Source organism: Baekduia sp. Peel2402 (assembly GCF_052567285.1).
Genome location: NZ_CP199582.1, coordinates 4,376,645 through 4,395,495, shown reverse-complemented (window position 1 = coordinate 4,395,495; position 18,851 = coordinate 4,376,645). Strand labels below are relative to the sequence as shown.

Below are 18,851 nucleotides of genomic sequence, written 5' to 3'. Positions count from 1 at the left end.
GTCACGTTAGTCGTCCAACAGATGGCCAGGCGGCTCATCCCCAGAGCCGTGGAAGCCGAGGAGGCGTACATGGAGAGCCCTGCTCACCGTGATCGCGATCCTCATCCGCTCAGCGCCGCTGAGCGGGCGGATCTGCGCTGGGGGCTGAAGCGGGTGCTGACCCAGCACGCCGAGGACGTACCGGAGCGCGACCTCGCACGGGCGTTGCAGCAGGCGCTGCGGCACCTGCCGGTCGTGATGCTGCACGACCGCCTGCTGCCCAACGGCTTGGTCATCGAGCACCTCGCGGTCGGGCCGGGCGGCGCGACCGTGATCGCCGGCTGGCCGGTCGCCGACCTCCCTGCGCCGCTGACGGTCGAGTGCCTCCACGGCATCTTCGGCGCCCGCGCGGACCTGCTGCGCGACGGCGCCGCCGCCGACCGCACCGCGCTGGTCGGCCCGGTGCTGGAGCGGGCCGCAGGCGTGCGGGAGGTCATCCAGGACTGGGTCTCGGTCCAGAGCGCGCTCTGCCTCGACGGCGACGAGCCCACTGCCCGCCTCCGTCCGCTGATCGTCGCGGGCGTGACGATCGCCGGCCCGCGCGCGATCGCCGAGCTGGCCGCACGCGACGGCGACCTGCACGACTACGAGCTGGCGTCGCTGGTTGACGTGCTCGACCGCGCGCTGCCGGTCGCGCTCTAGATGGTCGATGCGAGGTAGACCGTGGTCGTGATCGTGCGTCGTGTGGATGCTGGGCGCCGCGCGATCGCGCAGCCGATCCTGGTTGGATCGGCAAGCGATCGCGTGGCGATCCAGCGCCGCACGGCGTGCGAGCACGGCCGCGGGAACCTCGCAACGACCATCTAGGCCGCGGCGATCACGTTGACGACGTAGGCGCCGGCGCCGCCGCCCGCCGGCGCGCTGAGCTCCACACGGCCCACGCCGTCGCCCTTCTCCGCTGCGGTGGCGACGTCCTCGGGCGTGGTCGCGGGCTGGGGAGATCGCAGCAGCTCGCGGGTGACCGTGCCGCGCACGGCCTTGGCCATATGGGAGATCGGCTTGCCATCGGCCGTCGAGGCTTTGACCTCGACGAGGGTCGCGTGGCGCGGCCGCCAGGCAGCCGCGTAGCCACCGGAGCGCATGTCGACCACGAGCGCGCCGGGGTCGTCCGGCAGCGCCTTCGCAAGCGGGGCGCGCCAGTACGCCGCCAGGCCGGTCTTGGTCAGCGCCGGCAGCCGCGCGCCGATCGAGAGCCGGTACGCCGGGATGCGATCGTCCAGCGCGACGACACCCCACAGCGCGGAGGCGACGAGCACGCGCTCCCGCGCCCGGTCGCGCGCCGTCTCGCTGAGCGACGCGAGGTCCAGGTGCTGGTAGAGGACGCCCGTGTAGACGGTGCCCGCCTCCGCTGCGGGGGCGTCGAGCAGCGCGGCATCGCGATCGAGCTCCTCCGCCTGCCCCGCCGTCAGCCCGAGCAGACCCAACGCGCGGTTGCGCTGCTTGCCGCCCGCCAGCTTGACCAGCGCCGCAAGCGCCTTCTCCCGCGCTCGCGTCAGCTCGCTCGCGTACACGAGCGAGCCGAGATCCAAGGGCGCACCTTCCTCAGGCGCACGTTTCCCTTCCGACGGCGGCAACAGGACCAACACGGCGGCGCAGGGTATATGTCCACCGACCCACATGCCGCAGGACCCGTTCGCCTAGTCCGTCTCGAGAAACGGCCCCAGGAGGGCCACAAGTCGAGACGCTCGGGCCTCGGGCCGAGCAAGTGGCCCCTTAACGACGCCGCCCGGCGCGGGCGCCGGGCGGGTCGGACAGCTTGGTGTGGCTCAGGCCAGGTTTGGTCGTTCTGGCGCGTCGAGGCCGCGGGCCTCGACGCCTCCGCCGGCCAACCCCGGGCGGGGAAGGGGACGCGGGGCCTCGCGGCCGGCGCGGTCTGCGGGAGCGGCGGCGCCGGGCGGAAGCTCGGAGTCGGGCTCGTCGTCGGGGCCGAAGACTTCGAGCTCGGACTTGCCGTCCAGGAGCGCGACGAACTCCTCCTTCTCGATCGTCTCCCGCTTGAGCAGGATCTCCGAGATGGTCTTCAGCGACTCGCGGTGCTCCTCGAGGATGTCCTTCGCGCGCTGGTGCGCGGCCTCGACGATGCGGCGGATCTCGTCGTCGATCTCACGCGCAAGCTCGTCGCTGTAGTCCGGCTCGGAGGAGAACTCGCGGCCCAGGAACGGCTGGCCGTGGTCGTGGCCGAACACGCGCGGACCGAGGCGGTCGCTCATGCCGAAGCGCATGACCATCTGCTTGGCCGTCGCCGTGATCTTCTCGAGGTCGTTGGACGCGCCGGTCGTGATCTCGCCGAACACGATCTCCTCGGCCGCGCGGCCACCCAGCGTCATCGCCATGGTGTCCTGCAGCTCGGCGCGCGTCGTGAGGAACTTGTCCTCCTGCGGCATCGAGATCGTGTACCCGAGCGCCTGGCCGCGCGAGATGATCGAGACCTTGTGCACGGGGTCGGAGTGCTCGAGGTAGTGCCCGACGATCGCGTGCCCCATCTCGTGGTACGCGGTGATCAGGCGCTCCTTCTCGCCCATCACGCGGGTCTTCTTCTCGGGGCCCGCGATCACGCGCATGATCCCCTCTTCGAGCTCGACCTGGGTGATCTCGCGCTTGCCGTTGCGGGCGGCCAGCAACGCGGCCTCGTTGACGAGGTTCGAGAGATCCGCGCCCGTGAAGCCCGGCGTCTGGCCCGCGAGGTCGTCGGTGTTGATCTCCTTGGCCAGCGGCTTGCCGCGCGTGTGGACCTCGAGGATCTTCGCGCGGCCCTTGCGGTCCGGGCGGTCCACGACGATCTGGCGGTCAAAGCGGCCCGGGCGCAGCAGGGCCGGGTCCAAGATGTCCGGGCGGTTCGTGGCGGCGATCAAGATGATGTTGTCCTTCATCTCGAAGCCGTCCATCTCGACCAGCAGCTGGTTGAGCGTCTGCTCGCGCTCGTCGTGCCCGCCGCCGAGACCGGCGCCGCGGTGGCGACCCACCGCGTCGATCTCGTCCATGAAGATGATGCAGGGCGAGTTCTGCTTGGCCTGCTCGAAGAGGTCACGCACGCGACTCGCGCCGACGCCGACGAACATCTCGACGAAGTCCGAACCCGAGATCGAGAAGAACGGCACGCCCGCCTCGCCCGCGACCGCGCGCGCCAGCAGCGTCTTGCCCGTGCCCGGAGGCCCGTACAAGAGCACGCCCTTCGGGATGCGGGCCCCCAAAGCCTGGAACTTCTTCGGGTTCTCCAGGAACTCCTTGATCTCGTGGAGCTCCTCAACCGCCTCGTCAACACCAGCCACGTCGCGGAACGTGATCTTCGGCGAGTCCACCGACATCCGCTTCGCACGCGACTTGCCGAACGACATCACCTTCGACCCGCCGCCCTGGACCTGGTTCATCAGGAAGATCCAGAACGCGATGAAGATCACGAACGGCAACACGTAGGTCAGCAGCCCCAACAGGGCGCTCGACTTCCGCGGCTCGATGTCGTAGTTGGCGATGTTCCCCTCGTCCTTGGCCTTCTGCAGCTGCGTGCTGAGCTGCTCGGCGCCCTGGTCGGTGAACCCCGTCTCGTACTTCTTGCCGTCGGTCTGCGTGACGGCGACGACGTTGTTCTTCGTCCGCAGGTCGACGGACTTGATGACGCCCTTGGTGTTGAGGTCCGCGATGAACTGCCCGTAGGTCGGCGGCGCCTTCTGATTGCCGTCAGAGATCAGCTTCTGGGCGAAGAAGGCGAGCAAGACCACGATCAGGATCGGGAATGCGGCGCTCTTGAAGAACCTGCTCATGAGGGGTACGCGGACTGCTTTCGCATCGCTCGGGAAAGGACTGGAGGGTACCAGGGGCAACCGGGCCCCCTGGCCGGTTCCCGGTTACTGGTCCGTCAACGCCGCCACGTAGGGAAGGTTTCGGTAGCGCTCGGCCACGTCCAGGCCGTATCCGATCGCGAACTTGTCGGGGATCTCAAAGCCCACGTACCGCGTCGGGAGCTCGACCTTCCGGCGCTCCGGCTTGGTCAGCAACGCGCAGACCTCCAGCGACGCGGGCTCCCGCGCGCCGAGGTTGCGCAGCAGGTACTGAAGCGTCAGCCCGGAGTCCACGATGTCCTCGACGATCAGCACGTCGCGGCCCGCGATCGGCCGGTCGAGGTCCTTCAGGATCCGAACGACTCCCGAAGAATCGGTCTCCGACCCGTAGGACGAGACCGCCATGAAGTCGACCTCGCACGGGATGTCGATCGCCCGCATAAGGTCGGCCAGGAAGAAGACCGCGCCCTTCAGCACGCAGACCAGCAGCAGGTCGCGTTCCGCGTAGTCGATCGAGATCTGCTCCCCGATCTCGCGGACCTTGCGCTTGAGGTCGTCGGGCTGGACGAGGATCTCGCCGATCTGAGGGTCCCGCATGAGGCCGCGCACGCTAACGCCTGGACGGCCGGGCAGGGGTCCTGCCCACGGAGAGCACGCCCGCGCGGACGATCGCGCGCGCTCCGTCGCCGAGATCCAGGGCGCCTTCGTCGCCCAGAGCCAGCACCTCGCCGAGGCGACCCGCCGCCCGCGCGCACGGCGCCGCGATCGCATCCTCGGCCAGCCGCCGCAGCACCAGGCGCCCCAGCGCGGGCGGCAGCGCCGCCAACTCGGCGCGCGGAAGCTCGGCGCGTCCAGCGATCACCTCCGCGACGACCTCGTCGAGCACCAGCGCCTCCTCGCGCAGGATCTCGGCGGTCCGCAGCACGTTGGCTTCCGCCCGCGGGTCGACCGCCCGCAACGCCGGCAGCAGGTCCTCCCGCACACGAGCGCGCGCATACGCGCGGTCCGTGTTCGACGTGTCCTCGCGCCAGACCAGCGACCGCGCCATGCAGTAGGACGCGGTCTCCTCGCGCCGGATCCCCGCGGCCAGCAGCGGCCGCACGATCGGCCCGCGCACCGCCTCCATCCCGGCCAGCGCGCGTCGCCCCGGCGAGGACGCCAGCCGGTAGAGGATCGTCTCGACCTGGTCGGTCAACGTGTGGGCGACCGCCACGCGATCTCCCAGCTCGGCCGCCGCTGCGTAGCGGACGTCACGCGCCCAGGCGTGCAGGTTGCCGACGGCATCGTCGGCGCGCGCCACGCGCCGGATCTCCAGCGGCACACCGAGCGACGCACACAGCTCCACGCACCGCTCCCGGTCGCCGTCGCTCTCGGAGCCGCGCAGCCCGTAGTCGACGTGCAAGGCGGTGACCACCGCGCCGAGCTCTACGGCAACGTGCAGCAGGCACACGCTGTCGCGCCCGCCGCTGAGCATCACCACGAGCGGCTCGCCCTCCACGACCAGCCCGGTCGCGCGCACGCGCGGGACGACGTCCACGCCGCCTCAGCCCCTCCGCGCCAGGAACAGCTCGGTGGTCTCGGTGAAGCCCTTCAGCCGCACCTCGCCGATCCGCTCGAACGCCAGCCCGGAGCCCGCGTGCTCGACGACCGGGCGCGTCGCCAGGACCTCGCCACCTGCCGCCCGCGCCGCCACGCGCGACGCTTGGTTGACCTCGCGCCCGTAATAGTCGCCGTCGCGATACAGGGTCTCGCCGTAGTGAATGCCGATGCGCGGGGGTGGCCGCAAGTCAGAACGCTCCTGGAACGCGACCGCCCACTCCAGCAGCGCGCCCGCGTCCGGACCGACCACCATCACTTCGTCGCCGATCGTCTTGATGATCCGCGCCTCGTCGGGCAGCGAGCGCTCCACGTTCTCCACGAAGCGCTCCACGACGCTCACCGCCTCCTCGTCGCCGACCTCCTCGGTCAGCCGCGTGTAGCCGGCCAGGTCGGCGAAGGCGATCGCCACGCGCAACCGACCCAAGTCGAGCGGCCCGTCCTCCAGGTCCGCCTCCATGTGCCCGATCACGTCCTGCTCGATGAAGTGCTGCAAGAACCGCGTGTGCGCGTGCTCCATGATCGGCGTCGCCAGCGGCAGGATCTCCCGCGCGAGCCCCTCCATCTCTTCGGCCATCTCGAAGCCCGGCACGCCGTCGCGCATCAGCGGCTCGTGGACGTAGAGGTGAAACAGCCGGACCTCGGCGTCAGCGATCTGCGACATCGCCTGGCCGTAGACGCGCGTGAGCTGAAGGAACGCGACCAGCGGCAGTCCCGCGTTGAGCACCGCCGCCGCGTAGCGCAGCAGCTGCACGTCGTCGTCGGTCAGCCGGTCGACCGTGTGCGCCGCGAAGCCCATGGACATGAAGATGCGCTCGATCAGCGCTGGTTCCAGCCCGGTCTCGGCCGCCGCCTCCTCGCGCGTCCACGTCGCGGGCGCGTCCGGAAGCAACCCCTGGATGTAGGACGTGGCGAGCTTCCCGCTCTCGGTCGCTGCACGGATGTCGGCCAAGGAGTGCCCGCGCTCGCGCAGCCGCGCGACGACCCGCGCGTGTCCGAGCGACGCGGGAGTCATCCCGCCCTCGCCGTCGGACGGCACCAACCTAGACGCGACCCACCGCCGCAGCGTCGCCGGCGTGACGCCGACCCGCCGCGCGACGTCCGCGAGCGAGGGCGACGACGGCTCCGGCGGCGTACTCACGCCCGAAACGCCCCTCTCATGTCAGCGGCGGAACCCTGGTGAGGATCCCGCCGCTCGCGGGCACGGCCCGCGACGAGGCCGCCGGCGCTCGTCCACAATTGGGCGGCGCCTTGCGGGTGGAGTCGAGCCACCCACTCTCCGGCCTTATAAGCGTTATGGGTACTCCTGTCGGGCACCGGAGTCAACCTCACCGGAACGCCCCCTGACGTTCGATCAGGTTGTCGTACACCATGCCTTGAATTCGCTCGCGCACGTCCTCGGCGATCTCCAGGACCGTGGCGCGATCGTCGGCGGCGTCCGGCCCGAGACCGCTCAGGTCGATCGGCTCGCCGTAGGCGATGCGCCAGCGCGACGGCAGCGGGATCGTGCCGAACGGGCCGAGCAGCGGGAACGTCGGCGTGATCGGAAAGTACGGAGCGCCCAGCAGCCGCGCCACGCCGGGGATCTCGCCCAACTTGGGGTAGATCTCCTCAGAGCCGACGACCGCACACGGGATGATCGGCGCGCCGGTCCGCAGCGCGAGCTCGACGAACCCGCCGCGCCCGAAGCGCTGCAGGCGGTAGCGCTCCGACCACGGCTTGCCGACGCCCTTGGCGCCCTCGGGGAAGACCATCACCAAGTGGTCTTGGCGCAGCAGCCGCAGCGCGTTGTAGGGCGAGGCGGGCACGCCGCCGTTGCGCCGGATCGCGACCGAGGCCCACGGCAGGCCGAACGCCCAGTCGAGAACCAGGAAGCGCGGGTCCCGCTCGATGCCGCCACGACGCAGCGCGACCGTCATCATCGAGGCGTCCCACGGCAGCACGCCGGCGTGGTTGGCGACGACCAGCGCGCGACCCTGCGCGGGCACGTGCTCGGTCCCAGTCGCGGTGACGCGCCACCACTTGTCATATAAGAACGACGTCAGCGGCTCCAGCGCCGCCGCGAACTCCGGGTCAAAGCCCCACTCGTCCTCGTCGTACTCGCCGCGCAGGCGATGGCTGACGAGGTCGAGCGCGCGCTTCAAGTCCTTCAACAAGCCGAAGCTGATCACGCCGCCGCCCGCTCCTCACGCAGTCGATCGGCGACCGCGTCGATCGCCTCCACCGTCGTGCACGTCGGCACGAACCGCAGCTCCGCGCGCATCCGCGTCGTGTCGACCCCGCGACCGAACCGCAGGTAGCTGACGACGTCGTCGTCGACCGCCGGAACCACGCCCGCTCGCGCCAGCGCCCGCACCGTCGGCGCGTAGACCGGCGAGGCGATCGGCAGCGCGCGCTTGCCCAGGCGCCGCAGCATCCGCGCCAGCGAGACCGTCCCGTCGGCGGCGACGTTGACCGGCCCGCGGACCGGGACGCGCACCGCGGCCAGGATCGCGCCAAGGGCGTCCTCGTCCAGCAGCAGCTGGAGTCGGGGGTCGAAGCCCAGGAACGTCGGGACGACCGGCGCGCGGAAGAGGTTCATGATCGGCGTGTCGAGCGCGGTCCCGATCACCGGCTGCAGGCGCAGCGCGGTGCAGACGATCGCGGGATGGCGGCGCGCGAACGCGTCGACCAATCGCTCCAGCTCGGCAATGTCGCGCTGAAAGCGCGTGCGCAGCGTGGCGGAGCGGGCGAGGTCCTCCGTGAAGAACGCGGGCGCATCAGGCGACGAGCCGTAGATCGAGGCGCTCGAGCGCACCACGATCTGGCGCAGCCCCGCCACCTCGCCGCACGCGGCCAGGAGCTGGAGCGTGCCGATCACGTTGAGGTCATGCAGGTGGCGGCGCGAGCGTCCCGGCTCGGGGAACTGCGTGATGTCGTGGTGGATGACGACCTGCGGCGCGGCGACCCGCAGGATCGCCGCCAGCTCGCCGCGGCGCAGGTCGGCCTCGACGAACGTGATCCGGTCGGCCAGCGGTGCGGGCGGACGACGCGTGTCGATCCCTACAACATGCTCGACGCCGGGATCGGCCGCCAAGCGCGCGGCCAGCCGCGCGCCGAGCGGGCCGGAGACGCCCGTGATCAGGACGCGCCGCGCGGTCACGGGGGTCACGTGGTGTTCCGGTGCTCCAGCTCGGCGACGCGCGCCTCGAGCGCGTCGACCTGGGCGCGCAGCGCGGCCAGCTCGGTGGCGAGGTCGCCGCCGCCGGCCGCGGAGCCGAGCGTCTCGCGCACCCGCGCGGCGACGCTCACCAGCTCGTCGGCGAGGTCTTGCGCGCGCTTCTGCACCGGCGCGGCGCCTTGCGCGGCACCTTGGGCTGTGGCGCTGAACGCGCCTTCGACCGCGCTGCGCAGCTGGTCGGCGCGTGACTTCGCCGTCGGATCCTGGTCGGTGTCCTTGGGCATCTGCTCGTTGATTCTAAAGTCCCGCGCCGTGTCCGCCGCTGAGCCGCTTCACCTCCGCCCCACCGCGCCGCTGGCGCCGCGCGTCCTGCTGCCCGGCGATCCGGGGCGCGCGCTGGCCCTCGCGCAGGTCGTCCTCGGCGACGACCGCAAGATGTTCCACCACCATCGCGGCCTCTGGGGCTACACCGGCACGGCGGCCGACGGCGAGCCGCTGACGATCCAGTCGACCGGGATCGGCGGGCCGTCGGGCGCGGTCGTGTTCGAGGAGCTGGCACGCCTCGGCGCGCGCCGCGCGATCCGGGTCGGAACGGCGCGCGGGCTGCAAGACGGTGTGCAGCCGGGCGCGCTGCTGGCGGTGACCGAGGTCCACGCGCTGGACGGCACGAGCCGCGCGCTCGCCGCACCGGAGACGATGCCGCTCGCCTTCGCCGACACGCTGGCGGCTGACGCGCGCGGCCCGATCGTCAGCCACGACGCGCTCTACGCGCCCGACCTTGACGCGCAAGCGGCCCAATGGCGCGCCGCAGGCCTGCACGCCGCCGACCTGGAGACCGCCGCGCTGGCCTCCGTCGCGCTGCGCCACGGCATCGCCTTCGGAGCGATCCTGATCCTCGACGGCCACCGCCTGGACGACGACGCGCTCACGCGGGCGGGCGAGCGGGCCGGCCGTGCGGCGGCGGATTGCCTCCAGGAAGTAGGCGGCTAACCACACCCGCGGACGCCAGGAAGCCGAATGGTCTGCCTACAGCACCTTCGGCACTATCCAGTTCATCGACTGCACGCGCTGAACCTCCTCCCCCTCCTGTCACCCCCGGCTGTGCAGCCACCGGTGCCCGTCGGCCGTTCATCCCCATCCCAGGCCGGCGGGCACCGAAATACGACCCCTCCCCTCCAGACCCCCACAAACGAGAACGGCCCGGACCTCCTGCCGGGCCGTTGCTCGTTAAGGGACTAGGAGGCGGCCCTCTTGGCGGCCGCGCGCTTGGGCGCGGCGCGCTTGGGCGGCGTCGCGGGCAGCTTCTTGCGCAGCGCCTCGACCTCGTTGCCGAGCTTCTCCAGCGCGGCCTCGATCCCGCCCAGGCGCTCCTCGATGCCGGCGCCGGGCAATGCGGCCAGACGCTCGTCGAGCTTGTCGACGCCGTCCTCGATCCCCTCCAGCCGCTGCGACAGCGACCGCACGCGCCGGGTCAGGCGCTCGAGGTCCGCCGCGGACGGCAGGTTCAGCGCGCCCATCGCGGCCTCTTGGGCCTGGGTGGCCTTCTCGCGCGCGTCGAACGCACCGGCCAGCGCCTTGTGGACCAGCGGGGACTCCAGCAGCCCCGCTGCCAACTGGCCCAGCGTCTCCTCGCCCTGCTTCTGAAGCCGCTCGCGCAGGCCGTCGCCCTCGGTGTTCTCCGTCTGTTCACTCATAGCGTCGTTGTCTCCGATTGGATGCCGGGGGTCTTGGCCTGCAACCTACCCGTGCCCCGCGGCAGGGCCAAACTCTCAAGCTCTACCTAAGCTTCATGCTGTCAGCCTCCTGCCCTCGGCAGCGCAACTTCATGCTGACGACGGACGTCCGGTCTTCAAGTCCTGCGCCCGTCCAGCCGATCTTCCAGTCTGCGGCCCTCTGGACTTGTTCCCTCCTGGGTACAAGCCGGCCAGTCGGTTGTGGTTTGCACATCTAGAAACATGCAAGTAGCGTCCTGCACCCCCGATCGGTCCCCCTTGGTAGGGTCACGCCGCACCAGCGGCGCGGTCGCGCCTGACCGGGTCGCGGGAGGAGATTTCACTTACGTATGAGACGGCGCAAGCTGCTGATCGGACTCATGTCTGCCGGAGCATTCACGGCAGGCTTCAGCGCTGCCGTTTTTCCGGCTTCGGCGCAGCTGCGCACGATCACCGTGACGCTGCTCGGCGGCCAGACGGTGACCGTGCAGGTGGACGAGCCGCCGGACGCCGCGACGGACACCACGTCCTCCAACGCGCTCCCGACGGTCTCGACGCCCACGCCGACCGACGCTGCGACCCCAACCGACGCCGCCACCACCCCGGCGGACACCGGCACCCAGACCGAGGCGCCCGCGCCCGCGAGCACGGAGACCGCCTCCACGCCCGCGCCGGCCGCGCCCGCCGCTCCGGTCGATCCCGCCACGTCGGCCACACCGTCGACGACGGCTCCCGCCTCCACGACCACCACGCCCGCCGATAGCGTCCCGACGCTGTCCGCCGACGGCTCCAAGCCGACGGTCTCGGCCGGTGGCCAGAAGGGCCAGGAGACGGTCGGCAAGGAGCTCAAGAAGGCCACCGGCGAGGACGCGGCCTCCAAGAAGCGCAAGGCCGACGGTCAGCCCGACGCCTCCACGATCCGCCAGGCCGACGGCACGCCGACCTCGGCCAACCCCACCTTCTCGCAGGCGCTCCCGGGCGCCGCTGCGATCGGCGTCCCGAACTTCTTCATCGACAAGTTCCGGATCCCGCCCTTCCTGCTCCCGATCTACCAGGCCGCCGGCATCGAGTACGGCGTGCGCTGGGAGGTCCTGGCCGGCATCAACGAGATCGAGACCGACTACGGTCGCAACCTCAACGTCTCGTCCGCCGGCGCGCTGGGCTGGATGCAGTTCATGCCGGCCACGTGGAAGCAGTACGGCGTCGACGCCAACCACGACGGCAAGAAGGACCCCTTCAACCCGGTCGACGCGATCTTCGCCGCCGCGCGCTACCTCAAGGCCGCCGGCGCCGACACCGACATCCGCAAGGCGGTCTTCGCCTACAACCACGCGGACTGGTACGTCGACTCCGTTCTGATGCGCGCCCGCCTGATCGGTGGCCTGCCGTCCGACCTCGTCGGCTCGCTCACGGGCCTCACGCAGGGTCAGTTCCCGGTCGGCGCCAAGGCGACCTACGCGGACGACCTCTCAGAGCGCGAGATCAACAAGAAGATCGCGACGGGCCGCAACGCTGCGATGCCGGTCGAGGCCAACACGAGCCGCCGCGGGATCAACGTCTACGCCCCGGCGGGCTCCCCTGCGATCGCCACGCAGGACGGCAAGGTCCTCAAGATCGGCGCGTCCAAGCGTCTGGGCAACTTCATCCAGATCGAGGACGTCTACGGCAACACCTACACCTACGCGCACCTGAAGAAGGTCGCCAAGGCGTACGCGGTGCCCAAGGAGGAGAAGGTCTCCAAGGCATCTGTCGCCAAGGAGCTCGGTCTCCCCAAGCGGGACCCCAAGCCGACGCAGGCCGCTTCCGCGGGCACGCAGAAGAAGAGCGCCGCCACCGCGAAGACGGCCAAGAAGGCCGCGTCCTCCGCCGCCGAGCAGACCGCCGCCCGCACCGCCTCGCAGGTCGCCGACCCGAAGGCCTCCAAGGAGGTCGTGTCCGCGTCCTCGGCCGCCGAGGTCACCAAGGAGCGCGCGTTCGCCAACCCGTCGCGCCCGGCCTCCCTCAAGGCCGGCGGCGAGGAGCAGCTCCTCAACCGCGAGTTCCAGGCCGGCGGCACGAGCTACCAGGCGCAGTTCACCAAGGTGCTCGGCCTCGACTCCAAGGACGTCGAGATCAAGAAGCTGAAGGTCGGCTCCAAGGTCGTCGCCGGCACGATCCTCGGTCGCCTGGGCAAGACGCAGAAGCACGTCGCGTCGCACCTCCTCTTCGAGATCCGCCCGGCGGGCAAGGGCGCGCCGCGGATCGACCCGAAGCCGATCCTTGACGGCTGGAAGCTGCTCGAGTCGACGGCCGTCTACCGCGCCGCGGGCAAGAACCCGTTCTTCGGCCCCGACGCGAAGAACCCGTCGATCGGCCAGATCCTGCTGATGTCCAAGGAGTCGCTGCAGAAGCGCGTGCTCGAGGACTCGCGGATCGCGATCTACGACTGCGGCCGCACCGACGTCAAGGCGGGCAACATCGACCGCCGCGTCCTCGCGACGCTGGAGTTCCTGGCGACGTCCGGCCTCAAGCCGACGGTCTCCGCCATGGAGTGCGGCCACTCGCTGATGACCGCCTCGGGCAACGTCTCCGAGCACTCCTCGGGCAACGCGGTGGACATCGCGGCGATCAACGGGATCCCGATCCTCGGCCACCAGGGCGAGGGCTCGATCACCGACATGACGGTCCGCCGCCTGCTGACGCTCCAGGGCACGATGAAGCCGCACCAGATCATCTCCCTGATGACCTTCGAGGGCGCGGACAACACGCTGTCGCTGCCCGACCACGCGGATCACATCCACGTCGGGTTCAAGCCGCTGTACGGCTCGGACTCCAAGCTCGGCCGTCAGCTCAACAGCGCGCTGAAGCCCAAGCAGTGGATCAAGCTGATCGACCGCCTCGGCCAGATCGACAACCCGACGGTCGCGACGTCGCCGTCGAAGTACGCGATCGACGACCCGAAGACGTCGACGGACTCGAAGACCGCGCGCGCCTCCGGCGCGCACGTCGGCGAGTAGCTCCGGAAACGGCGCGTCGTTGGACGCCCCCGCCCCAGGCTCTCGCTTCCGCTTCGTCCAGCTCGAGCTGCCGTGGGCCCTCGGCCCCGCCGATGGGCGCTACGTGCTGCGCGGCCACGCGGGCGAGCCGGAGCACGTGCTCGTCCTGGAGACGATCGGCGCGCCGCCGCGGCGCCGGCGCCTGTCGCGCCGCGCGACCAAGGCCCAGCGCGAAGAGGCCGGCACCGCGCCCGCGCTGGCGCCGCTGACGATCGCCACGCTGGTGACCGCCGCGCCGCTGGCCGGCGACGACGCCGCTCAGGCGTGGCTGGAGGCCGCCGACGTCGCGGCCGAGATCCACGGCGCGGTCGAGGTCCTCAACCGCGTGCTGCACGCCGAGCGCCTCGTGCGCGCCGACCCTTACGTGCGCGAGGTCCGCGCCGGGCAAGCGGTCGCGGCACGCGTCGGGATCGGCCGCGGCGAGGAGGTCGCCGACGGCCACTGGACCGAGGCGCGGGCGTTGCCGGCCGACGCGCTGGCGCCACGCTCACGCGAGAGCGCGCTGCGCCCGCAGGAGCGCTTCGCGGCGCTGCTGGCGGGCCGCGACGTCGCACTCGCCGCCGAGGAGCTGACCTTGCGAGCCCGTCTCGATCTCGACCGCGGCCGCACCCGTGAGGCCGCCCTCCAGCTCCGCGTCGCGCTGGAGGCCGCCCTCGCCGAGCTCCAGGCCTGGTCGCACCGCGACGACGTCGCCTCCCGCCTCCCCGGCCTCCGCGCCGACCGCGAAGCCGTCGCCGCCGCCGCCAACCGCGCTTTGGAGGGCGGCTTGAGCGCCCAGCAGATCGAAGCGGTCGACGAGATCGTCAGCCGCATCGAGGCCGCGCTGGCGGCACGCACGGCCGGCGGCCTGGACTGACCCCGCGCGGCATACTCGTCGCCATGCTCAGCCACGCGCCCGTGCTTCGCGACGACGGCGTCGAGGACCGTGTCGCGATCGAGGAGCCGTTGGAGATCCGGGTACGTGGCCGCGCGCTGGCGGTGACGATGCGGACGCCGGGCCACGACGAGGAGCTCGCGGTCGGGTTCCTGCACGGCGAAGGGCTGCTCGCGGGGCCGGTGCTCGACGCGGGGCCGACGGAGGACTTCGCCAACAACATCGTGAACGTCGATGCGGAGCTGACCGCCGACGCGCGCGAGCGGCGCTTCTACACGACGTCCTCGTGCGGGGTCTGCGGCAAGGGCGCGCTGGAGGAGGTCGCGGTGCACGCCGCCCCACTTGACCCGGACGACGGCCCGGTCGTCGACCGCGCCCTGCTCGCCGCGCTCCCTGAGCGCCTGCGCCAGCCGGGCTTCGACGCCACCGGCGGCCTGCACGCCACCGGCCTCTTCGACGCCGATGGCACGCTCATCCACGTCCGCGAGGACGTCGGGCGACACAATGCCATGGACAAGGTCATCGGCCGCGCGCTGCTCGACGGCGAGCTGCCGTTGGCCGGCCGGATCCTCTGCGTCTCCGGCCGCCTGTCGTTCGAGCTCGTGCAGAAGGCGGCCGTGGCCGGCGCGCCGATCCTGGTCGGCGTCGGCGCGCCATCGTCGCTGGCCGTCGAGCTGGCGCGCGACCGCGGCCTCACGCTCGCGGGCTTCGCGCGCGGCGACCGCGTCAACGTCTACGCGGGCGCCGCGCGCGTGCGCTGAGCGACGCCGCGCTCAGTGCGGGTCATCTAGCCGCGCCTCCCGCGGCAGCAGGAACGACAGTCCGAAGGCCACCAAGAACAGCGCGGCCGAGATCAGCGTCGTGTCGCGCATCGCGTCGGTCGACGCGTGGCCGTGGTCCATCAGCGAGAAGAAGATCGTCCCGAGCAGCGCCACGCCGATCGCGTTGGCGATCTGCTGGACCGCGTTCAGCGTGCCCGACGCGGAGCCGACTTCGCGGTCGTCCACGCCCGCCAGGATCACACTGAACAACGGCCCGAAGACGAACCCGAGGCCGATGCCGAACGGGATCAGCCCGGGCACCAACGACCACGTCGTCAGCTCGCCGCCGCCGTCGAGGATGACCGCCAGCGCGACCAACCCGATGGCGATGATCGCGATCCCGGCCTGCAGGACGTAGCGGCCGTGCTTGGCCATCAACGGGAACGACGCGCCCGCCGCGAACGCGCTGGCGGCGGTCGCCGGGATGAACGTCAGGCCCGCGTGCTCGGGCGTGAAGCCCAGGCCCGCCTGCAGGAACACCGACAACACCAACAACAGCCCGGCGAACCCGGCGAAGAACGCGACGCCGACGGCCAACCCGGACGTGAACGCGCGGTTGCGCAGCAGCGACGGCTCGATCAGCGGCACGCCGTACCCGCGCCGCTCGACTTTCGCGAACACGCCGAGCAGCGCGACGCCCAGCGCCATCAGGCCGAACGTCCACAGCGGCCAGTCCAGCTCGCGGCCCTGCACGAGCGGGTAGATGATGGCCAACGTCGCCGCGCAGATGAGCACGACGCCGAGCGGGTCGAGCCGCAGCCTCTCCGGCGCGCGCGACTCGGGGAAGAAGCGCAGCGCGCCGAGCAGCCCGAGGACGCCGAGCGGCAGGTTGATGAGGAAGATCATCCGCCAGCCGGTCCCGAGCAGGTCGGCGGACACGAGCCACCCGGCGAGCACCGGCCCACCGACCGCCGCCAGGCCCATCACGGGCCCGATCGTGCCGAACGCGGCGCCCATCTCCGACGGCGGGAAGACCGTCTTGATGATCCCGAGGCCCTGCGGGATCAGCAGCGCGCCGAAGCCACCCTGCAGGACGCGGAAGGCAATCAACAGCTCGGGCGAGGTCGCCAGCGCGCAGGCGGCGCTGGCCAGCGTGAAGCCGACGATCCCGACGACGAACACGCGCCGACGCCCGAAGAGGTCGCCGAGCCGGCCGCCGACGATCATGAAGACGCCGAAGGCCATCGTGTAGCCGGCGGCCCACCACTGCATCGTGGCGGCGCTGCCGCCGAGCTCGGCCCGCACGGTCGGCGCGGCGATCGTGATCACCGTGCTGTCGAGCAGGTCCATGATCTCGGCGACGATCACGATCGCCAGGCAGACCCAGCGCAGGCGGTAGGCGGGATGCCGCGCCTCGCCGGGTGCGTCCGGCGCCGTCGCGGCCTCGGCCGCGAGAGAGGAGGAAGAGGACATTGGGGAGAGGTCCTTGGAGAGGGGTCAGAGGACTGGGGAGGCGAGCGCTCTCCGCCCCGCGCGCCGCTTGGCCGGCATGCAGAGCGAACGCCGTTCGCTACGAACACCGTACGTCACGAATGGCGTTCGTGTCAAGGTATGCTCTCCGGTGCATGTCCACCGACGACGCCGACGCCGCCATCCCGGCCCAGGAGCCGCTCGCCGCCGCCCGGGCGCCGCGCAGCCGGCGCGACCGGCCGGCGAAGCCCGCGCTCTCCCAAGAGGCGATCGTCGACGCGGGCCTGGCGATCCTCCGCGAGGAGGGCGTCGGCGCGCTGAGCATGCGGCGGGTGGCCGCGGCGCTCGACACCGGCCCGGCGTCGTTGTACGTCTACGTCGCCAACCGCGACGCGCTGCACGCGCTGCTGTTCGACGCGGCGCTGGCGACGATCCCGCTCGAGGAGACCGACCCGGACCGCTGGCGCGAACAGCTCCACGCGCTGGCCGACCGCATGGTCAAGACCATGGTGGAGGACTTCCCGGGCATCGGGATCATGGGCATGGCCACGATCCCGACCGGCGACAGCGCGATGCGCATCACCGAGTCGATGGTGTCGCTGCTGCGCGCGGGCGGCGTCGCGGACCCGGCGCTGGCCTACGCGCCGGACCTCGTGTCGATGTACATCACCTCGATCGCCTACGAGCAGGCGCTCTACCACGAGCTCTACCGCGACCCCGAGCACGAGCAGCGCGAGATCGGACGCGTGATGGAGCGCTTCCAGAGCATCACCCCCGACCGCTTCCCCGTGACGGCGTCGATCGCCGCGTTGATGACGCATGGCACCGGTCCGGAGCGCTTCGGGCTCGGCCTCGACATCATCATCAACGGCCTGCTCGCCACGCCCACCGAGGGCCGGCTCTCCGCGGGTGCCTGGGGCGACGCGCCCTTCGACTCGTCGCCCCGCGCGATCTAGCTGTTCTTCGCCGCGCTGGCCTTGCCGCCCTTGCGGCCGGCCGCCTGCTTCTGAGCGCGGTTGCCGCCGCTGCCCTCCCCGGAGGACTTGCTCGACTGGCTCGACCCGCCGGAGTGCGAGTGCTTGCCGCCCTTCTCCGAGGCATCAGGCGTGTTGGCGATCGCGGCCGCGCGCGACTTGCTCATGCCCTTCTCGCGCAGGCCCTCATATTGCTTGTCGTCCTTGATGGACGGTCCGTGATCCTTGGTGGCCATGCCAAAGGGCTACCGCGTCAAGCGGCTCGGCCAAACGCGGGCGGCAGCTAGATTGACAGCGTGCAGCCCGCCCTGATCCGGATCGCCCGCCCGCCCGTGGGTTCGCCCGACGCAGGACGTCCCTTCGCGGTGCTGCTGAACGACGAGCACGCCGGGATGCTCGAGCACGGCGACCACATCACGCTCGAGGTCGCACCCGGGACCCACCGCCTGGAGCTGCGCCTCCCAGACGCCGGCAGCCCCGTCCGCGAGGTGACCGTCGGCCCCGGCGAGCGGGTCCTGCTCGGCTGCCGCGGCCGCGCCGGCGGCGTCAACGTGCTCTTCGGGACGTTCGCCCGCGGGCGCTACATCAGCTGGATCACGACGTAAGCACGCGGCGCGCCGCCCGTTGTATGGGCGTGACCGAGCGCGACGCCTTCGGCAACCCGATCGAGCCGACCAGCCCCAGCACGACGCCAGCGTCGAGCGCGACGCCGCTGGCGGGCATCCCAGCGTCGCCCGCCGGGCCGACGGCCGCGCCCACGCCCGCAACGCCCGAGCCCACGCCGATCGCCTTCGGCACCGCGATCCCCACCATCCCCACCATCCCCACCTACGGCCCCTCCAAGACCTCTTGGGGCGCGCGCTTCGTGGGCCTCGCGGTCTTCCTGCTCTTCGCCGCCCCGCTGGCGATCGGCGGCTACGTCGCCTACAACGCGTTCCACACCGCCAAGGACGCCGTCGACGGCGTCGTGATCAAGTCGCGCGGCCTCACGTCCGGCCTGACGCCCACGACCACCACGGCCGGCACACCGAAGGCTTCGGCCAACGTCTCGCTGCTGCACGCGTCCACGCTGCGCACCGCGCTGGCCGCCGCCCAGCGCGATCCGGGCGGCCGCCTCACGCTCCTGCGCGTCGCCCCCGACCGCGCCGACCTCCAGCTCGCGCGCAAGAGCGGCGGGCTCACGCTCGTCCAGATCCGTGCCGACGGCGGCCGCAACGTGATCGAGGCGCCCGGCACGCCGAGCAAGACCATCGGCTTCGCGCGCGTCGACGTCAAGGCTCCGTCCCGCCTCGTCCGCCAGGCCGCCAAGCGCCTCGGGCGCTCGACCAAGTCCATCGACTACGTGGTCCTGGCCAACTTCGCTGGCAGCGGCCCGCAGTGGTCGGCCTACTTCAAGGGCGGCGCCGCGTTCTCCGGCGACGCGCACGGTCGCATCACCCGCCGCATCCAGTAGC

20 protein-coding genes are annotated in these 18,851 nt (G+C 71.5%); 9 read left to right on the top strand and 11 right to left on the bottom strand.

The genetic code is table 11. The annotated features are described in order from the left end of the window. Positions 1–69: 69 nt before the first annotated feature. Together ACT01A_RS21525 and ACT01A_RS21520 are read left to right on the top strand one after the other, a co-directional pair. Positions 70–681, top strand: coding sequence for a hypothetical protein (locus tag ACT01A_RS21525; protein WP_445149152.1), 612 nt, complete (start codon positions 70–72; stop codon positions 679–681). Between the two features lie 27 nt (positions 682–708). Beyond that, positions 709–846, top strand: coding sequence for a hypothetical protein (locus tag ACT01A_RS21520; protein WP_445149151.1), 138 nt, complete (start codon positions 709–711; stop codon positions 844–846). Here ACT01A_RS21520 and ACT01A_RS21515 read toward each other — a convergent pair. From ACT01A_RS21515 to ACT01A_RS21480, 8 genes are all read right to left on the bottom strand, one after another. Continuing rightward, positions 843–1,568 (bottom strand): YaaA family protein, encoded by a 726-nt coding sequence (locus ACT01A_RS21515; protein WP_445149150.1) that lies wholly within the window; start codon positions 1,566–1,568, stop codon positions 843–845. The two genes, ACT01A_RS21520 and ACT01A_RS21515, sit on opposite strands and share 4 nt — an antisense overlap. Positions 1,569–1,805: 237 nt before the next feature. Then, positions 1,806–3,797, bottom strand: a complete 1,992-nt coding sequence (ftsH, locus tag ACT01A_RS21510) for an ATP-dependent zinc metalloprotease FtsH (protein WP_445149149.1) — start codon at positions 3,795–3,797, stop codon at positions 1,806–1,808. A gap of 84 nt (positions 3,798–3,881) precedes the next feature. Then, positions 3,882–4,412, bottom strand: coding sequence for a hypoxanthine phosphoribosyltransferase (gene hpt, locus ACT01A_RS21505; RefSeq protein WP_445149148.1), 531 nt, complete (start codon positions 4,410–4,412; stop codon positions 3,882–3,884). 13 nt (positions 4,413–4,425) lie between these two features. Further along, positions 4,426–5,352 (bottom strand): tRNA lysidine(34) synthetase TilS, encoded by a 927-nt coding sequence (gene tilS, locus ACT01A_RS21500; RefSeq protein WP_445149147.1) that lies wholly within the window; start codon positions 5,350–5,352, stop codon positions 4,426–4,428. Between the two features lie 6 nt (positions 5,353–5,358). Next, complete coding sequence (locus ACT01A_RS21495; protein ID WP_445149146.1) at positions 5,359–6,552, bottom strand: adenylate/guanylate cyclase domain-containing protein; 1,194 nt, start codon at positions 6,550–6,552, stop codon at positions 5,359–5,361. Positions 6,553–6,739: 187 nt separating this feature from the next. Continuing rightward, a complete protein-coding gene (locus tag ACT01A_RS21490; RefSeq protein WP_445149145.1) occupies positions 6,740–7,582 on the bottom strand; it encodes a lysophospholipid acyltransferase family protein in 843 nt (280 codons plus the stop codon). After that, entirely contained in the window at positions 7,579–8,562 is a 984-nt protein-coding gene (locus ACT01A_RS21485) for an NAD-dependent epimerase/dehydratase family protein (protein WP_445149144.1), read from the bottom strand. The genes ACT01A_RS21490 and ACT01A_RS21485 overlap by 4 nt, the downstream gene beginning before the upstream one ends. After that, positions 8,559–8,855: a hypothetical protein gene (locus ACT01A_RS21480; RefSeq protein WP_445149143.1), complete on the bottom strand. Its 297-nt coding sequence runs from the start codon at positions 8,853–8,855 to the stop codon at positions 8,559–8,561. The genes ACT01A_RS21485 and ACT01A_RS21480 overlap by 4 nt, the downstream gene beginning before the upstream one ends. A 28-nt stretch (positions 8,856–8,883) precedes the next feature. Between ACT01A_RS21480 and ACT01A_RS21475 the strand changes: the two genes are divergently transcribed. Further along, positions 8,884–9,561, top strand: coding sequence for a phosphorylase family protein (locus tag ACT01A_RS21475; protein WP_445149142.1), 678 nt, complete (start codon positions 8,884–8,886; stop codon positions 9,559–9,561). Between the two features lie 245 nt (positions 9,562–9,806). Here the strand turns inward: ACT01A_RS21475 and ACT01A_RS21470 are convergent, their stop codons facing one another. Then, positions 9,807–10,265 carry a hypothetical protein gene (locus ACT01A_RS21470; RefSeq protein ID WP_445149141.1) on the bottom strand — a complete coding sequence of 153 codons (459 nt, stop codon included), beginning with the start codon at positions 10,263–10,265 and terminating at the stop codon, positions 9,807–9,809. A 398-nt stretch (positions 10,266–10,663) separates the two neighbouring features. On the opposite strand from ACT01A_RS21470, the gene ACT01A_RS21465 reads away from it, so the two are divergent. Genes ACT01A_RS21465 through fdhD form a run of 3 tightly spaced genes read left to right on the top strand, consistent with a single transcriptional unit; the run spans position 10,664 to position 14,953 of the window. Then, positions 10,664–13,279, top strand: a complete 2,616-nt coding sequence (locus ACT01A_RS21465) for a peptidoglycan DD-metalloendopeptidase family protein (RefSeq protein ID WP_445149140.1) — start codon at positions 10,664–10,666, stop codon at positions 13,277–13,279. A 19-nt stretch (positions 13,280–13,298) separates the two neighbouring features. Beyond that, on the top strand, positions 13,299–14,174 hold the full coding sequence (locus ACT01A_RS21460) for a hypothetical protein (protein ID WP_445149139.1): 876 nt from the start codon (positions 13,299–13,301) through the stop codon (positions 14,172–14,174). A gap of 23 nt (positions 14,175–14,197) precedes the next feature. Next, positions 14,198–14,953 (top strand): formate dehydrogenase accessory sulfurtransferase FdhD, encoded by a 756-nt coding sequence (gene fdhD / locus ACT01A_RS21455; RefSeq protein WP_445149138.1) that lies wholly within the window; start codon positions 14,198–14,200, stop codon positions 14,951–14,953. A 12-nt stretch (positions 14,954–14,965) separates the two neighbouring features. On the opposite strand, the gene ACT01A_RS21450 is transcribed toward fdhD, so the two are convergent. After that, positions 14,966–16,426: an MFS transporter gene (locus ACT01A_RS21450; protein WP_445149137.1), complete on the bottom strand. Its 1,461-nt coding sequence runs from the start codon at positions 16,424–16,426 to the stop codon at positions 14,966–14,968. A gap of 152 nt (positions 16,427–16,578) precedes the next feature. Between ACT01A_RS21450 and ACT01A_RS21445 the strand changes: the two genes are divergently transcribed. Next, on the top strand, positions 16,579–17,379 hold the full coding sequence (locus ACT01A_RS21445; RefSeq protein WP_445149136.1) for a TetR/AcrR family transcriptional regulator: 801 nt from the start codon (positions 16,579–16,581) through the stop codon (positions 17,377–17,379). On the opposite strand, the gene ACT01A_RS21440 is transcribed toward ACT01A_RS21445, so the two are convergent. After that, positions 17,376–17,633 carry a DUF7218 family protein gene (locus tag ACT01A_RS21440; RefSeq protein ID WP_445149135.1) on the bottom strand — a complete coding sequence of 86 codons (258 nt, stop codon included), beginning with the start codon at positions 17,631–17,633 and terminating at the stop codon, positions 17,376–17,378. The genes ACT01A_RS21445 and ACT01A_RS21440 overlap by 4 nt on opposite strands. Before the next feature lie 60 nt (positions 17,634–17,693). Here ACT01A_RS21440 and ACT01A_RS21435 point away from each other — a divergent pair, with 60 nt between their 5' ends. Both ACT01A_RS21435 and ACT01A_RS21430 read left to right on the top strand, forming a co-directional pair. After that, positions 17,694–18,002 carry a hypothetical protein gene (locus tag ACT01A_RS21435; RefSeq protein ID WP_445149134.1) on the top strand — a complete coding sequence of 103 codons (309 nt, stop codon included), beginning with the start codon at positions 17,694–17,696 and terminating at the stop codon, positions 18,000–18,002. A gap of 29 nt (positions 18,003–18,031) precedes the next feature. Next, the gene (locus ACT01A_RS21430) at positions 18,032–18,850 is read left to right on the top strand and encodes a hypothetical protein (RefSeq protein WP_445149133.1); all 819 of its coding nucleotides are present in this window, start codon (positions 18,032–18,034) and stop codon (positions 18,848–18,850) included. Position 18,851: the final 1 nt, after the last annotated feature.

Bases quoted from the DNA above. Each gene is read 5' to 3' on its own strand.
- ACT01A_RS21445 (WP_445149136.1), top strand. From the start codon at position 16,579: ATGTCCACCGACGACGCCGACGCCGCCATCCCGGCCCAGGAGCCGCTC.
- ACT01A_RS21450 (WP_445149137.1), bottom strand. From the start codon at position 16,426: ATGTCCTCTTCCTCCTCTCTCGCGGCCGAGGCCGCGACGGCGCCGGAC.
- ACT01A_RS21480 (WP_445149143.1), bottom strand. From the start codon at position 8,855: ATGCCCAAGGACACCGACCAGGATCCGACGGCGAAGTCACGCGCCGAC.
- ACT01A_RS21525 (WP_445149152.1), top strand. From the start codon at position 70: ATGGAGAGCCCTGCTCACCGTGATCGCGATCCTCATCCGCTCAGCGCC.
- ACT01A_RS21470 (WP_445149141.1), bottom strand. From the start codon at position 10,265: ATGAGTGAACAGACGGAGAACACCGAGGGCGACGGCCTGCGCGAGCGG.
- hpt (WP_445149148.1), bottom strand. From the start codon at position 4,412: ATGCGGGACCCTCAGATCGGCGAGATCCTCGTCCAGCCCGACGACCTC.
- ACT01A_RS21465 (WP_445149140.1), top strand. From the start codon at position 10,664: ATGTCTGCCGGAGCATTCACGGCAGGCTTCAGCGCTGCCGTTTTTCCG.
- ACT01A_RS21440 (WP_445149135.1), bottom strand. From the start codon at position 17,633: ATGGCCACCAAGGATCACGGACCGTCCATCAAGGACGACAAGCAATAT.
- fdhD (WP_445149138.1), top strand. From the start codon at position 14,198: ATGCTCAGCCACGCGCCCGTGCTTCGCGACGACGGCGTCGAGGACCGT.
- ftsH (WP_445149149.1), bottom strand. From the start codon at position 3,797: ATGAGCAGGTTCTTCAAGAGCGCCGCATTCCCGATCCTGATCGTGGTC.